This window comes from Sporichthya polymorpha DSM 43042 (genome assembly GCF_000384115.1).
In the GTDB taxonomy this organism is placed as follows: domain Bacteria; phylum Actinomycetota; class Actinomycetes; order Sporichthyales; family Sporichthyaceae; genus Sporichthya; species Sporichthya polymorpha.
Window position 1 is genome coordinate 5,013,332 of record NZ_KB913029.1, and the last position, 14,162, is coordinate 5,027,493.

Annotated in this window: 17 protein-coding genes; 11 read left to right on the top strand and 6 right to left on the bottom strand. The window is 70.2% G+C overall.

The window, feature by feature from the left end:
* The first annotated feature begins 6 nt into the window (after window positions 1–6).
* From SPOPO_RS0124195 to SPOPO_RS0124210, 4 genes are read left to right on the top strand one after another with little or no spacing between them, the layout of a single operon-like run.
* Entirely contained in the window at window positions 7–888 is an 882-nt protein-coding gene (locus SPOPO_RS0124195; protein ID WP_019877746.1) for a TIGR01777 family oxidoreductase, read from the top strand.
* A 27-nt stretch (window positions 889–915) separates the two neighbouring features.
* Window positions 916–1,614 (top strand): lipoyl(octanoyl) transferase LipB, encoded by a 699-nt coding sequence (lipB, locus tag SPOPO_RS0124200; protein ID WP_019877748.1) that lies wholly within the window; start codon window positions 916–918, stop codon window positions 1,612–1,614.
* Window positions 1,611–2,543 (top strand): lipoyl synthase, encoded by a 933-nt coding sequence (lipA, locus tag SPOPO_RS0124205; protein ID WP_019877749.1) that lies wholly within the window; start codon window positions 1,611–1,613, stop codon window positions 2,541–2,543. Before lipB ends, lipA begins: the two co-directional genes overlap by 4 nt.
* Before the next feature lie 53 nt (window positions 2,544–2,596).
* Entirely contained in the window at window positions 2,597–3,319 is a 723-nt protein-coding gene (locus SPOPO_RS0124210) for a DUF4191 domain-containing protein (RefSeq protein WP_019877750.1), read from the top strand.
* On the opposite strand, the gene SPOPO_RS0124215 is transcribed toward SPOPO_RS0124210, so the two are convergent.
* Window positions 3,316–3,783 (bottom strand): RDD family protein, encoded by a 468-nt coding sequence (locus tag SPOPO_RS0124215; RefSeq protein WP_019877751.1) that lies wholly within the window; start codon window positions 3,781–3,783, stop codon window positions 3,316–3,318. The genes SPOPO_RS0124210 and SPOPO_RS0124215 overlap by 4 nt on opposite strands.
* Window positions 3,784–4,040: 257 nt before the next feature.
* On the opposite strand from SPOPO_RS0124215, the gene glnA reads away from it, so the two are divergent.
* Entirely contained in the window at window positions 4,041–5,465 is a 1,425-nt protein-coding gene (glnA, locus tag SPOPO_RS0124220) for a type I glutamate--ammonia ligase (RefSeq protein ID WP_019877753.1), read from the top strand.
* Between the two features lie 180 nt (window positions 5,466–5,645).
* Here the strand turns inward: glnA and SPOPO_RS31445 are convergent, their stop codons facing one another.
* Complete coding sequence (locus SPOPO_RS31445) at window positions 5,646–5,882, bottom strand: hypothetical protein (RefSeq protein WP_156870199.1); 237 nt, start codon at window positions 5,880–5,882, stop codon at window positions 5,646–5,648.
* Window positions 5,883–5,906: 24 nt separating this feature from the next.
* On the opposite strand from SPOPO_RS31445, the gene SPOPO_RS0124230 reads away from it, so the two are divergent.
* On the top strand, window positions 5,907–6,476 hold the full coding sequence (locus SPOPO_RS0124230) for a hypothetical protein (RefSeq protein WP_169577228.1): 570 nt from the start codon (window positions 5,907–5,909) through the stop codon (window positions 6,474–6,476).
* Between the two features lie 115 nt (window positions 6,477–6,591).
* Complete coding sequence (locus tag SPOPO_RS0124235; protein ID WP_245541752.1) at window positions 6,592–8,022, top strand: DUF222 domain-containing protein; 1,431 nt, start codon at window positions 6,592–6,594, stop codon at window positions 8,020–8,022.
* A gap of 476 nt (window positions 8,023–8,498) precedes the next feature.
* Here the strand turns inward: SPOPO_RS0124235 and SPOPO_RS0124240 are convergent, their stop codons facing one another.
* Together SPOPO_RS0124240 and SPOPO_RS33265 are read right to left on the bottom strand one after the other, a co-directional pair.
* The gene (locus tag SPOPO_RS0124240) at window positions 8,499–8,846 is read right to left on the bottom strand and encodes a GatB/YqeY domain-containing protein (RefSeq protein WP_342672922.1); all 348 of its coding nucleotides are present in this window, start codon (window positions 8,844–8,846) and stop codon (window positions 8,499–8,501) included.
* Window positions 8,847–9,018: 172 nt separating this feature from the next.
* Window positions 9,019–9,627, bottom strand: coding sequence for a TetR/AcrR family transcriptional regulator (locus SPOPO_RS33265; RefSeq protein ID WP_019877759.1), 609 nt, complete (start codon window positions 9,625–9,627; stop codon window positions 9,019–9,021).
* Between the two features lie 90 nt (window positions 9,628–9,717).
* Here SPOPO_RS33265 and SPOPO_RS0124250 point away from each other — a divergent pair, with 90 nt between their 5' ends.
* Together SPOPO_RS0124250 and SPOPO_RS0124255 are read left to right on the top strand one after the other, a co-directional pair.
* Complete coding sequence (locus SPOPO_RS0124250) at window positions 9,718–10,596, top strand: homocysteine S-methyltransferase family protein (RefSeq protein ID WP_019877760.1); 879 nt, start codon at window positions 9,718–9,720, stop codon at window positions 10,594–10,596.
* An 8-nt stretch (window positions 10,597–10,604) separates the two neighbouring features.
* Window positions 10,605–11,363, top strand: a complete 759-nt coding sequence (locus tag SPOPO_RS0124255) for an alpha/beta fold hydrolase (protein WP_028985077.1) — start codon at window positions 10,605–10,607, stop codon at window positions 11,361–11,363.
* A gap of 9 nt (window positions 11,364–11,372) precedes the next feature.
* Here the strand turns inward: SPOPO_RS0124255 and SPOPO_RS0124260 are convergent, their stop codons facing one another.
* Window positions 11,373–12,032, bottom strand: coding sequence for a DUF6226 family protein (locus SPOPO_RS0124260; RefSeq protein WP_019877762.1), 660 nt, complete (start codon window positions 12,030–12,032; stop codon window positions 11,373–11,375).
* A gap of 59 nt (window positions 12,033–12,091) precedes the next feature.
* Window positions 12,092–12,667: a peroxidase-related enzyme gene (locus SPOPO_RS0124265; RefSeq protein ID WP_019877763.1), complete on the bottom strand. Its 576-nt coding sequence runs from the start codon at window positions 12,665–12,667 to the stop codon at window positions 12,092–12,094.
* A gap of 65 nt (window positions 12,668–12,732) precedes the next feature.
* Here SPOPO_RS0124265 and SPOPO_RS0124270 point away from each other — a divergent pair, with 65 nt between their 5' ends.
* Both SPOPO_RS0124270 and SPOPO_RS0124275 read left to right on the top strand, forming a co-directional pair.
* Window positions 12,733–13,338: a hypothetical protein gene (locus tag SPOPO_RS0124270; RefSeq protein WP_019877765.1), complete on the top strand. Its 606-nt coding sequence runs from the start codon at window positions 12,733–12,735 to the stop codon at window positions 13,336–13,338.
* A 40-nt stretch (window positions 13,339–13,378) separates the two neighbouring features.
* Complete coding sequence (locus SPOPO_RS0124275; RefSeq protein WP_028985078.1) at window positions 13,379–14,140, top strand: L,D-transpeptidase family protein; 762 nt, start codon at window positions 13,379–13,381, stop codon at window positions 14,138–14,140.
* Window positions 14,141–14,162 lie beyond the last annotated feature (22 nt).

Here is a 14,162-nt window from a genome sequence, read left to right on the forward strand (position 1 = left end):
ACGCCCATGAAGATCGCGGTCTGCGGCTCGTCCGGACTGATCGGCACCGCGCTCGTCGACGCACTGCGCGCCGACGGGCACGAGGTGCTGCGTCTGGTCCGGCGGGCCCCGCAGGGCGCGGACGAGATCTCGTGGGACCCGGAGCAACCGCTCTCCCCCGGCAAGCTCGCCGGCGTCGAGGCCGCGGTGAACCTCTCCGGGGCCGGGGTCGGCGACAAGCGCTGGAGCGAGTCGTACAAGCGCACCCTCGTCGACAGCCGGGTCAACCCGACGCACACGCTCGCGACCGCGCTGGCGGCGCTCGACCCCAAGCCGCGAGTGCTGCTGCAGGGCTCCGCGATCGGGTTCTACGGCGACCACGGCGAGACGAAGGTCGACGAGACCTTCGGCCCCGCGGACGACTTCCTGGCCCGTCTGACGGTCCGTTGGGAGGCGGCCGCGGCGCCGGCGGAGAACGCGGGCATCCGTGTCTGCTACCTCCGCACCGGCCTCGTCGTCGCACGCGAGGGCGGGGCGTGGGGCCGACTGTTCCCGATCTTCAAGTTCGGGCTCGGCGGCAAGCTCGGCAACGGCCGCCAGTACTGGAGCTTCATCTCCCTGACCGACCACGTGCGGGCGCTGAAGTTCCTGCTGACCTCCGACGTCTCCGGCCCCGTGAACCTGACCGGGCCCGAGCCCGTCACCAACGCCGACGTGACCAAGGCCATGGGCAGCGTCCTGCACCGGCCGACGCTGTTCCCGGTGCCGGCGATCGCCCTCAAGGTCGTCCTCGGCGAGTTCTCCACCGAGACGCTGCGCAGCCAGCGCGTCGTGCCGGCGGTCCTGTCGAAGGCAGGGTTCTCCTTCGAGCACCCGACGATCGAGGCCGCGATCCGCGCCGCCGCCTGAGAACCGATCCCGACCTAGACTGACGACGTGTCCGCGCTCCGCTTCCTCCACGGCTTCGGCGGGACTCCGGTGCCCTACGAGCCGGCGTGGGAGCTTCAGCGGGAGCTGCACGCCGCGCGCGCCGACGGCACCGTCGAGGACACCGTGATCCTCCTCGAGCACGAGCCGGTGTTCACCGCGGGCAAGCGCACCGAGCCGCAGGACCGGCCGTGGGACGGCACCCCGGTGGTCGAGGTCGACCGCGGCGGGAAGATCACCTGGCACGGGCCGGGGCAGCTGACCGGCTACCCGATCGTGAAGCTGCCCGACGGCGTCTACGTCGTCGACTACGTCCGCAAGCTGGAGGCCGCGATCATCGCGACCTGCGCCGACCTGGGTCTGGCGAACGCGCAGCGCGTGCCGGGCCGCAGTGGGGTGTGGGTGCCCGGCACGGGCCCGTTGGACCCGGACCGCAAGGTCGCCGCGATCGGGATCCGCGTCGCGAAGGGCGTGACGATGCACGGCTTCGCGATCAACTGCGACTGCGACCTGGGCTGGTTCTCACGGATCGTGCCGTGCGGGATCTCCGACGCCGGCGTCACGACGCTGACGAAGGAACTCGGGCGTCCGGTGCCGGTCGCCGAGGTCGTGCCGGTGGTCGAGCGTCGCCTGCTGGAGGCCCTCGGCTCGGAGTCGGTGACCCGGGCCCCGTTGGCACTGCACGGCGCGCTGGGAGTTGTCGCATGACGATCGCTCCCGAGGGCCGCAAGCTGCTGCGACTGGAGGTCCGGAACACCGAGACCCCGATCGAGCGCAAGCCGCCGTGGATCAAGACCACGCTGCGGACCGGGCCGGAGTACCGGGCCCTGACGAAACTGGTGAAGGACGAGGGCCTGCACACGGTCTGTCAGGAGGCGGGCTGCCCCAACATCTTCGAGTGCTGGGAGGACCGCGAGGCCACGTTCCTCATCGGCGGTGACCAGTGCACCCGCCGTTGCGACTTCTGCCAGATCGACACCGGCAAGCCGGTCGAGCTGGACCGGGACGAGCCGCGCCGGGTCGCCGAGTCCGTGCTCACGATGGGCCTGCGGTACGCCACGATCACCGGCGTCGCCCGTGACGACCTGCCCGACGGCGGGGCCTGGCTGTACGCGGAGACCGTTCGCGCGATCCACACCGCGGTCCCCGGCTGCGGGGTCGAGTTGCTCGCGCCGGACTTCAACGCCGAGCCGGACCTGCTCGCGCAGGTGTTCGCGTCCCGCCCCGAGGTGTTCGCGCACAACCTGGAGACCGTGCCGCGCCTGATGCGCCGGATCCGGCCCGCGTTCCGCTACGACCGGTCACTCGGGGTGATCACCGCCGCGCGCGAGGCCGGACTGGTGACCAAGTCCAATTTGATCCTCGGCCTCGGCGAGGAGCCCGACGAGGTCCTCGCCACCATGCGCGACCTGCGCGAGGCCGGCACCGACCTGCTCACGATCACCCAGTACCTGCGCCCGAGCGCCCGCCACCACCCGGTGGAGCGGTGGGTCACCCCCGAGGAGTTCACCGAGCTCGGCGCCGAGGCCGAACGGCTGGGGTTCGCGGGCGTGATGTCGGGGCCGCTGGTGCGCTCGTCCTACCGCGCGGGCCGCCTGTACCGGCAGGCCGTGGAGGCACGCGAACAGAGCGCCTGAGCGCCCTGCGTATCCTGCCTCGGACACGACGAGAAGGGCCCGGCGGAACAGTCATGGCATTCGGCAGGAAGAAAGACAAGGCCGCCAAGGCGGCGAAGCCGGGCGGCGGCCGCGTCCGGCAGATCTTCGACGCCTACAAGATGACGGCGCGGGTCGACAAGCTCCTGCCGCTGTGGCTGGTGCTCGGCTTCGTCATCGGCTTCGCGGTGTTCTTCGGCATCACGGTGCTGTTCCTGCACCCGATCATCGCGGGGATCGTCGGCTTCATGTTCGGCGTCCTCGGCCTGCTGTTTCTCTTCGGCCAGCGCGTCCAGAAGGCCGCGTACACCGAGATCGAGGGCCAGCCCGGCGCCGCCGCGGCTGCGCTGAACACCATGCGCCGGGGCGGCTGGACCGTCACCCCCGCCGTCGCGGTGAACAAGAGCCAGGACGTCGTCCACCGCGCCGTCGGCCGGCCGGGCATCGTCCTGATCGGTGAGGGCAACTCCCAGCGCGTCGACCAGCTGCTGGAGGCCGAGCGCAAGCGCATGAACCGGTTCGTCCAGGACGTCCCGGTCACGACGCTGGTCGTCGGCCGTGGCGAGGGCGAGATCCCGCTGCCGAAGCTGATCCGGTTCCTGCAGAAGCTGCCGAAGACCATCCGCGGCGCCGACGTCGTCGAGGTCAACGACCGCCTGCGGGCCGTCGGGGACCTGATGGCGAACGTCCCGATCCCCAAGGGCCCGATGCCCCGGAACATGCGGATGCCGAAGGGCCAGAACCCGAAGATGCGCTAGCGGCGGACCACGATCGAGCGCGCGAGCCGGTCGTGGACCCCGCGGTAGTCCCGGTCGATAAACAGGGCCGGGACAACGAGGGCGAGCATCAGCGTCCGGATCGCCACCGCGGGCAGCATCGGGTTGCCGCCGTCCAGGCGGGCGACGCGCAGGCCGAGCAAGCGGCCACCGATCCCGGCGCCGATCGTCGTGACCATGGCCAGGTTGATCAGGACGAACACGAGCAGGATCGGCGCGGCCCGCTCCCCCGCCGTGGAGCCCGGCATGGCGCCGAGGACGACGAACTGGGCGATCGTCCAGTCGATGAACGTCGCGCCCAGCCGGCGGGTCATCCCGCCGACGGCGTTGGGGCCCTCCTCGGGCAGTCCCAGACGCTGTCCGGGGTAGCCCAGATCGATCCCGGCCGCCTCGGCCACCGACCGGGGACCGGACAGCCAGCCACCCAGTGCGCGACGGTCCACCACAGGGCAACGGTAACCGGCGGGCCCGGACGGACGTCCCGGGGTGGCGCGCGAGCCCTCACACCGCTTGGATGGACCCCGGCTTCAGGGCCCTGGCCAGCGACCGAGAATCTGCCGTAACACCGGTGAAACATTCGGGACACGGGCGCGACATTGCCCACTCGTACGGTCCTGGGAACTGGTCGAGCACCAGCACCACCCCACGGTTAGACACATGGTCAGACACAGCCCCCGCCGGGTCGGCCGGGCAAGGAGGACGGATGTTCAGCAACGCCGAAGAGGTCACCAAATACATCTCCGACGAAGGCGTGAAGTTCGTCGACGTCCGGTTCTGTGACCTCCCGGGTGTCATGCAGCACTTCAATGTCCCGGCGCAGTCCGTGGGGGCCGACTTCTTCACCGACGGCCAGATGTTCGACGGGTCCTCGATCCGCGGCTTCCAGGCGATCCACGAGTCGGACATGAAGCTGATCCCCGACCTGGACACGGCCTTCATCGACCCGTTCCGGGCGAACAAGACGCTCGTGATCAACATGAGCATCGTCGACCCCTACACCGGCGAGCCCTACAGCCGGGACCCGCGCCAGATCGTGCGCAAGGCCGAGGCCCACCTGAAGGCGACCGGAATCGCCGACACCGCGTTCTTCGCGCCCGAGGCCGAGTTCTACATCTTCGACGACATCCGCTTCGAGACGAAGCAGAACGCCGGCTACTACTACATCGACTCCATCGAGGGCGCCTGGAACACCGGCCGCGTCGAGGAGGGTGGCAACCAGGGTCACAAGACCCCCTACAAGGGTGGCTACTTCCCGGTCCCGCCGGTCGACCACTTCGCCGACATGCGGGACGAGATCTGCCTCGAGCTCGACAAGCTCGGCCTCGGCGTCGAGCGCGCCCACCACGAGGTCGGCACCGCCGGTCAGCAGGAGATCAACTACCGCTTCGACACCATGGCCAAGTCCGCGGACAAGGTCATGCTCTTCAAGTACATCGTGAAGAACGTCGTCGCCCGCAACGGCAAGACCGTCACCTTCATGCCGAAGCCGCTCTTCGGCGACAACGGCTCGGGCATGCACTGCCACCAGTCGCTGTGGAAGAACGGCGAGCCGCTGTTCTACGACGAGCTCGGCTACGGCGGCCTGTCCGACACCGCCCGCTGGTACATCGGTGGTCTGCTCCACCACGCGCCCTCGCTGCTGGCGTTCACCAACCCGTCGATGAACAGCTACCACCGTCTGGTCCCGGGCTTCGAGGCACCGGTCAACCTGGTGTACTCGGCCCGTAACCGCTCCGCCTGCGTGCGTATCCCGGTCACCGGCTCCAACCCGAAGGCCAAGCGCATCGAGTTCCGCGTCCCGGACCCGTCGTCGAACCCGTACCTCGCGTTCTCGGCGATGCTCATGGCCGGCCTCGACGGCATCAAGAACAAGATCGAGCCGCCGCTGCCGGTCGACAAGGACCTCTACGAGCTCCCCCCGGACGAGCTCTCCGAGATCGCCCAGGTCCCGGACTCGCTGCCCAAGGTCCTCGACGCCCTCGAGGCCGACCACGACTACCTCGTCGAGGGCGGCGTCTTCACCCCGGACCTGATCGAGACCTGGGTCGCGTGGAAGCGGGCCAACGAGGTCGACCCCATCCGCCTCCGTCCCCACCCCCACGAGTTCGAGCTGTACTTCGACATTTAGGCCCTAGCTCTCAGGTCGTTCGATCACGGCCCCTGACCTGCACCTGTCTGAAGGTTCAGAACCCTTCTGAACTGCGGAAATGGCACCCCTGGTGCAACTTTCCGGACGACGGGGCAGGTCGGGGGCCGTTTTCCATGATCGCCAACGGTGTGGGATTTTCTGTGGGATGACATTGGGGCATCACTGCCGTGACAGCCGCTCGATCACAGCTTCAACCGACTCACCTGAGCACTCCGCGAGAAGGGTCACGGCGCGTCCGGCGAGGGCGGTCAGGTGCAAGGCCGCCGACGTCGGGTCATCTTCGACGGCAGTTTGGGTGATGTTCAGGATGTCGGCGTCCTCATCGCGGACATACGCCAAGACGGCTTCGGCCGCGCGTCGGCGGCGGGCATCGTCACGGTTCTTCAGTCCACCCATGCCGTGAAGGTAAACCCTGACCCGGTGCCCGCCACCAAGCGCAATCAAGGAACGGGCACCGGGCCAAGGAGCTACTTCCTCCGGACGTGGCGTTCGAGGATCTGGTTCGTACTCGCCGTGGCACCAACAGCGCGCTTCGGGCCGGACATGACGTTCGACGACGAAGTCGAGTCCGCCCAGCGGGACGATCGGGGTGTTGCGATCTCCCCCGACGGGCTGGCGCTGAAGTTCCACCGCCCGTTCGAGGCCTTCGTGAACTACCCGCAGTCGTGTCTGTCCGGGTACTACGCAGAAGTCGACGAAACGAAGCGAACGGTGGCGGTCAGTATCAAGCGTGACCCGGCCGCGCCGGCAGTTCCGTGCGACGACAACGCCATGGCGCCTCTGGATGTGCCGCTCAAGAACCCGCTCGGCAATCGGATTCTCGTCGACGCCGACCGGGACGCCGTCGCGATCCCGGTTCTTCCGTGCGGTCAGACCGCACGCATCCCTCTGCCTCGTTGCGAACCGACGCCCTCGGGCGCGGCGGAGGGAGTGAGCGCGTTCGTACGGTCGGGTGCGTTGTACGGCCCCGAGTTCGGCCCCGTCCCCTGAGCGGACTTGATGGGCCCTCAGGTCCCTGACGCCGAGTCAGAAAGTAGTGACAGTAGGGGCGAATGAGGTCTTGACAGCACTAGAACATGTGTTCGAACGCGGGTAGAATCGTGGCATGTCCGCAGGGGTGGGGATGCATCCGGCACTGGCGACGATCGCCAGTGCCGTCGAGGACGTCCGCAAGGTGGCGGCGATGCTCACCGCGGACGAGGTCTGGACGCTCACGGACGCGGATCTGGAACTGATGGTCCGCGCGCAGTCCGAGCTCGACTCCGCCGTCGCCGCTGTCGGTGTCCGGGCGGTGCGCGAGGCCGATGTCCGCGGGCTTTCCCTGCAGGACGGGAAGATCTCGACCGCGGTCTGGCTGGGCCAGAAGCTGAACCTGCACCCGGCCGAAGCGCGGGCGCGCGTCAAGGACGCCGACATCCTCTCCCGCAAGGGCACCGCCACCGTCGAAGCTCTCGCCGACGGAAAGCTCAATCGCGACCAGGCCCGTGCGGTCGCGCGGAGTCTGCGCAAGATCGAAGCGGTCGGTTCCGCATCGGAACTCGCGAAGGCGGAGACGTTTCTGTTGGCCAAGTCCCACGGCGCGGACCCCGGGGCGATCCTGCGCCTGGGTAAGCACATCGAAGAGGTCATCGACGAGGACGGCAAGCCCCCGGCACCGGACCCGGACGACCCCACCGGCGACGCCCCCGCGGAGTCCAAGCGCGCGGCCCGCGCGCAGCGCAAGCGGTCGCTGACGATCACGGATCTGGGCAACGGGCTGCACCGCATCCGCGGTGAGCTCACCGACGAGGTCGCCGCCCTGGTCAAGGCCGCCCTCGACCCCCTCGCCGCCCCGCGACCCGCCGTGAACGGCCAACGCGATGAGCGCTCGGCGCCGCAGCGGCGCCATGACGCGCTCGGGGACGTGTTCCGCCAGTTCCTCCGTTTCGGTGACCTGCCCCCGTCCCACGGCGTCCGCCCGCACCTGCACGTCACCGCGACCGTGGAGACCATGGCCGGCGACACCGGACATCCCTTCGCCCGCACCGCCACCGGTGAAGATCTGGACATCGCCACCGTGCAGCGGATCGCCTACGACGCCGGGATCACCCCGATCGTGGCCAACACGCTCGGGGTGCCGTTGGCGATGGGCCGCGAGGTCCGCACCGCCACCCCCGCCCAGTGGGCCGCACTGGTCGCCCGCGACATCGGGTGCATCGGCGAGGGTTGTACCCGGCCGGCGGCGTGGTGTGAAGCGCACCATATTGAGTGGTGGGACCGGGACGACGGCCCGACCGACGTGGACAAGATGGCCCTGGTGTGCTCCCACGGGCACTATCTGATCCGATCATCACCGCGCAGAGACCCACCGCAACCACTGACCGCGTTGCAAGGGAAGGGCTGGGGAGTGCGGATGGCCGCCGATGGCCATCCGGAGATGATCCCCCCGAAGTGGGTTGATTCCGAACAGAAGCCAAGACGCAACGCGCACTGGCAACTCGTCCGCGACGGCCTCAAACTCCCGCCTGACGAGGACGACCCTGACCGCGGGCCGTGACCCCAAGCCGCCTCGCGGCGCCCTCGGAGATGACATCTCCGGCGATCCATCGGCCGCACGGCCGGCGGCGGACTACACCTGTGCACCAAACCGGTTTGACTTGTTGTTGCGCCAAGTCGACGATCTGGCAATGGCCTGCGACCTGCTGGCGCTGACGTTCGACGCCCACGACCCGCCGGGCCTGGCCCGGTTTTGGGGCGGGCTACTGGGGGAGACCAAGCCCACGGGCCGGACGCTCGCCCCAACCGACGACACCGGGTTCCTCCTGCACTTCGAGCCGATCCCGACGGCAACGAGTTCTGCCTCCTGCCGAGCACGTGACGCCTCGGCGGGTCTCAGCGGGAACGGGCGGGGCCGACGGCGTCACGCCAGCCGATGCGGGTGCCGCGGGCCAGCAGAACCTGCTCAACTATGCGGGCCGAGAGTGCACCGAAGCGTTTGGTCAAGCCGCCGACGCAGAGCACAGTGCCCCGAGACTATGGGCGATCTTGGTCCGCGGTCACTGCCGGGTCAGGCGGCAGGTAGATCTGCAGCGCATCAGCCTCGCCCCGGAGCCGATCGGCGGCATCGGGCCGACCGAGCCGGTCGTAGCGGTCGGCCTCGGCGAGGCGGTCGGCGACCTGGGCGGCGACGATCGCCTCGAGGTCGACGGTGGTGAGGGCGCGCCGCGTGGCCTCGGTGGAGCCGACCCCGTGCTGGGCGCCGGCAACGTGCTCACTCCCGGCGGGGCCGACTCCGTCGGCAGGGGCGACCGCCTCGGCATTGTCGATCGCCGCCAGCGTGGTGCGCAGAGCGCTGACGACCTCGGGCTGCTTCGTCTTCATCGCCGCCACCAGGTCGGCGCGGAGCCGCGCACGGAGCTCGCTCACCCGACGCACCCTCTCACGGGCCGACGCATGCACCCAGTGGACGAGTTGAAACGCCAGAGGCGCATGAGCCGCCTCAGGTGTTGACTCACGTTGCAACTCGTCCACTCAGTTCATGGACAGCGGCAACTCAGGCCGTCAGCAACCCCTCGACGAGCTGGCGGAAGACGCGGAGCTGGCCCCGCATCGGGTCGGCGGAGCGGAAGGTGCGGCAGAGCAGGTAGCCGCCCTCGAAGGTGGCGAACAGGTGGTCGGCGAGGTCGTCGGCGTTGACCTTGCGACCGAGGCCGCGGGCCCGGAAGGCGGCGCGGAGGAGCGCCGCGAACTCGACGCGCCACCCGATGATCGCGCGCTCCACGGCACCGGAGGTGGTGTCGTCGAGGAGGTCCTTCTCGGTGAGCACCGCGAGGTAGAGACAGGCCGAGTCGGCGGAGACGAGTTCGATCGCCCACCGTTCGTAGAACCGGAGGAAGCCGAGGACGCGCTCGACCGGGTCGGTCACGTCGGCCACGGCGTCGAGGCCCTTCGCAAGCATCGACAGGTCGGCCTCGACGTAGCGCTCCACCAGAGCCTGGGACAGCGCCCGCTTGGTGGCGAAGTGGTGGAAGAACGCGCCCTTCGAGGTGCCCGAGGCCTCGATGATCTGGTCCACGGACGTCGCGGCGATGCCGTTCGTCTCGAAGAGTTTCTCGGCGGCGTCGAGGATCCGCTCCTTGGTGGCTGTTCCGTCGCGGGGCATTAACCCATTGAACCAGACCAGACAGTCTGGTACGAATAACCCGCCACGTGACCAGACCAAACAGTCTGGAACGACTCAAGGGAGACGGACATGCTGCAGTGGGTCACCGACGGCGGACTGGAGACCGACCTGCTGTTCCACCACGGGGTCGACCTCCCGGAGTTCGCGGCGTTCCCTCTCGTCGAGGACTCGAACGGCCGGAAACTGCTCACCGACTACTTCGTGCGGTACGTCGCGATCGCCGCGGCGGCCGGCGCCGGACTCGTGCTCGAGACGCCCACCTGGCGCGCGAACCCGGACTGGGCCGCCAAGGTCGGCTACGACGCGGCGGCGCTCGACCGGGTCAACCAGGCCGCGGTCGAACTCGTCCGCCGCACGCCGGCGGACGTCCCGTTGCGCGTGAGCGGCTCCGTCGGCCCGCGCGGTGACGGCTACGTCGCCGCGGGCACCGAGGCGGACGAGGCGGCGGAGTACCACGCGCCGCAGCTCAACGCCTTCGCCGCCGCCGGCGCCGACGTCGTGCACGCGATGACGATGACCGGACCCGGCGAGGCCATCGGGATCGTCCGCGCCGCGCGGGCCGCCGGTCTGCCGGTCGGCATCTCGTTCACCGTCGAGACCGACGGGCGCCTGCCCGACGGCACGCCGCTGAGCGCCGCGATCGCCTCGGTCGACGCGGCGGAGGCGCCGGACTGGTACGGGGTCAACTGCGCGCACCCGACCCACGTCTCCCCCGGCCTCGACGGCGGAGACTGGCAACAGCGGATCACGGTGTTCCGCCCGAACGCCTCGACCCTCACCCACGCCGAACTCGACGCGATGGAGGTCCTCGACGAGGGCGACCGCCCCCTGCTGCGCTCCTCCACCGAGGCTCTGCTCGCGAACCTCCCGAGCGTCACCACCCTCGGGGGCTGCTGCGGGACGGACTCCTCCCACGTCGCACTCCTGTGGGGAGTCCGGTCGGCCTGACGGGGAGAATGGCCCGCGTGGATCTCCCCGTGCAGCACTTCCAAGGCCGTGACGGTGCCGAGCTCGCGTACCGGGAGGTGGGTGAGGGTCGGCCGCTGGTGCTGATCCACGGGTTCTTCTCGAACGGTTTCGTCAACTGGATCAAGTACGGGCACGCGGCGGCGTTGGCCGAGCGCGGGTTCCGGGTGGTGATGCCGGACCTGCGGGCCCACGGGGAGAGCGCGAAACCCCACGAGGCGTCGGCGTACTACCCGGACATGCTCGCCGAGGACGGTGAGGCGCTCCTCGAGCACCTCGGGCTGACCGACTACGACCTCGGCGGGTACTCGCTCGGGGCGCGGACGGTCGTGCGGATGCTCGTGCGCGGGGCCCGGCCGCGGCGGGCCATCGTCGCCGGCATGGGCCTCGACGGCATGCTCCACCCGCTGCGTAACCGGCAGCACTTTCTCGACGTCCTCACCGCGACCGAGGCCTACCCCCACGGGACGCCAGAGTTCCTCACCCAGGCGTTCCTGCGCACCACCGGCGGGGATCCGAAGGCCCTGGTGCACGTCGTCGACACGCAGGTCGCCAACTCCCCCGCGGACCTCGCGGCGATCGACGTCCCCACCGCCGTGATCCTCGGGACCGAGGACGACAACGGCTCCGGCCCCGGGCTCGCCGACGCCCTCGGGGAGGGCTACTTCCTCCCGATCCCCGGCACCCACATGGGCGCGGTCACCCGCCCCGAGCTCGCCGCCGCGATCGGCGACTTCCTGACCGACTGACGTCGGACGTCACCACCACCGGGCGCCGTAGACCGACGGGTACTGGGACTTGCCCGCACGGGCGTCGGCGAAGAGCTGCTCGAGGTCGGCGGTGGTCTGGCCGGCCACCTGACCGTCGACGACCGGACCCTGCGGCGAGGTGTGGATCGTGAACTGGTCGGTCGTCACGTGGACGAGCTGGCCGCTCACGATGTTCATCACGATGTCGTCGAAGTCCTGGACCAGCAGGTCCGAGCCGATGTCGCAGGCGTCGCAGGCACACTGGGGCTGCAGCGAGATGACGGCCGCGGGCTCCCCCGCCCCCACGACGACGTACGCCTCGGGCTCGCCCATCAACCAGCCGAACCCGAACACCAGCGGCACGGAGGCGGCCTTCTTCGGGCGCAGCCGGACGATGCGGATCTCCGGGGGCGACTCGGGGAGCTCGCGCCACAGGTCCTCCGCCGGCTCCAGGTTCTCCCGCTCGGCCAGACCGGTCTGGGTCAGTGCCTCGCTCCAGGCCTCCGCGCGGGCGGCGAGGATGCGGAACTTGCCGGGGTCGTCGCACTTCTCGTAGTCGGCGTCGTCCGGGGGCTCGCCGTTGGGGCGGGGGTCCTCCCAGCCGGGGGTGTGCACGCTGATCTTCTTGAACGCGTCGCGCGTCGCCGCGCGCAGAACCGAGGAATCCACGGCGAAGACCTTACGTCCGCCACGGCCGGAATGCGCGGGAACGGGCGCCGAGCGGGCGATCAGCGCGGTAGACGGCCCATCGTGAAGAACTCGTCGTTCGGCTCGATCGCCCCGAGGTGTGCCAGCCGGTTCGACATCGCGAACAGGGCGGTGATCGCCCCGATGTCCCAGATCTCGTCGTCGGTCAGCCCGGCCGCCCGGGCCAGGTCGAGGTCGTCGGCGGTGAGCTGGTCGGACGCGGTGGCGAGAATCAGCGCCAGGTCGACGATCGCCCGCTGACGCGGGGTCAGCGCGACCGTGTAGGGGTTCGCGGCGACCCGGTCGGCGATCTGCGGGTCCTTCGCGCGGATCCGCAGCACGGCTCCGTGCGCGACGACGCAGTACGTGCAGTTGTTCGCGGCCGACGTCGCGACGACGATGAGCTCCCGCTCCGCGCGGGACAGTCCTTCGTCGGAGTCCATGAGCGCGTCGTGGTAGTCGAGGAAGGCGCGCAGCTCGCGCGGCCGCGTCCCGAGCGCGCGGAAGACGTTGGGCACGAACCCCGACTTCTCCGCGATGGGAGCGATCCGCTCCCGCAGGTCCTCCGGCAGGTCGTCGAGCTCCACGTGGCCGAATCGGCTGATCTGCTCCGTCATGGCCGCGACGCTACGCCAGACCCGCACTCTGGCGGTCACCCGCACGCGGCTGGGAGAGTGCCGCCGTGGACGCCACGCGACGATCGCTGCACGCCGTCGCCGAACAGCTCCTCGCCGGGCCGCAGTACCGGGCGAGCGGGACGATCCGGCTGCGCGTCACCGCCGACGGCTTCGCCACCGTCACCGAGCCCGCGTCGGCCGTCGCCGGGACGGCACTCGCCGCCGCGGGGAGCCCGTTCCCGCTCGACGGGGCCACGATCACGGACCTCGCCGCCGCGGCCGGGATCGACGCCGGCCCGGCCGCCGGCCTGTACACGGACTACACCGGCGTCGACCCGGCCGAGCGCCTACGTGTCGACGCCGACGCCGCCGCGGAGGTTCTCCACTGCCTGCGCCGGGGCGACGCCGCGCTGCGCCGGCTGGCCCCGGGCGAGACGCCGGTCCTGTGGCCGGAGCACTTCGACGTCGGGATCTCCGCCGGCGAGGTGAACTACGGCGTCTCCCCCGGCGACGGCCTGATCGCGGAGCCGTACGCCTACGTCGGCCCGTGGACACCCCGCACCGGGGAGTTCTGGAACGCCCCGTTCGGCGCCGCCCGGCCGCTGCGGGCCCTGCCCGGGTCCGCCCTCGACGCCTTCCTCGCCGAGGGCCGGGCCCTCGCGTCCGGCTGAGTTGCGGACCGAACCGGGTTCCGTTTGCGAGAATCCGCCCATGCGACGGAGGACGGCGGTATCCGGCTCGATCGGCCTGTCGATGGCTCTGGCGGTCGCGCTGGCTCCGGCCACGCCGGCCTCCCCGGTCGCGGCGACCCCGACGGCGCCCGCGGCTCCGGCTGCCGTCTGGCAGACCTGCAAGGTCAAGCTCGGCGGGGTCTCGATGACGGTCCGGGCGACGGAGAAGACGCGGACGGTCGTCGACCAGGTCAGCCGCCAGCGGGCCCGTCTGACCTTCTGGGTCCGGGACGAGACGCCCTGCGGCTTCACGAAGGTCGTCGGGACCAGGAAGGCCTGGCTCGGCGCGAACGGCGTCATGAACGGCAAGACCCGCCGCCAGGGCACGATGACGACCCCGACCGGCACGTACACGATGACCGAGGCGTTCGGCATCGCCGCGAACCCCGGCACCGCCCTGCCGTACCACCGGGTCCGCCAGGGCGACTGGTGGGTGCAGGACAACAACTCGAAGTACTACAACCACCTGCGCAACCAGAAGCAGGGCGGTTTCGCCGTGACCACCCGCGGCGCGAACGGCTCCGAGCGCCTCCTCGACTACGGCAAGCAGTACGCCCACGTCGTCGTGATCAACTTCAACCGAGCCCCGGACAAGCGGGTCCGCAAGCGGGGCTCGGGGATCTTCCTCCACGTCAACAGCGGCCGCGGCCCGACCGCCGGCTGTGTCTCGATCACGAAGGCCCAGCTCGTGACGATTCTGTCCCAGCTCCAGTCCGGCGACCGGATCACAATCGTCCGCTGACCCACGTCAACCCCAGGTTGAC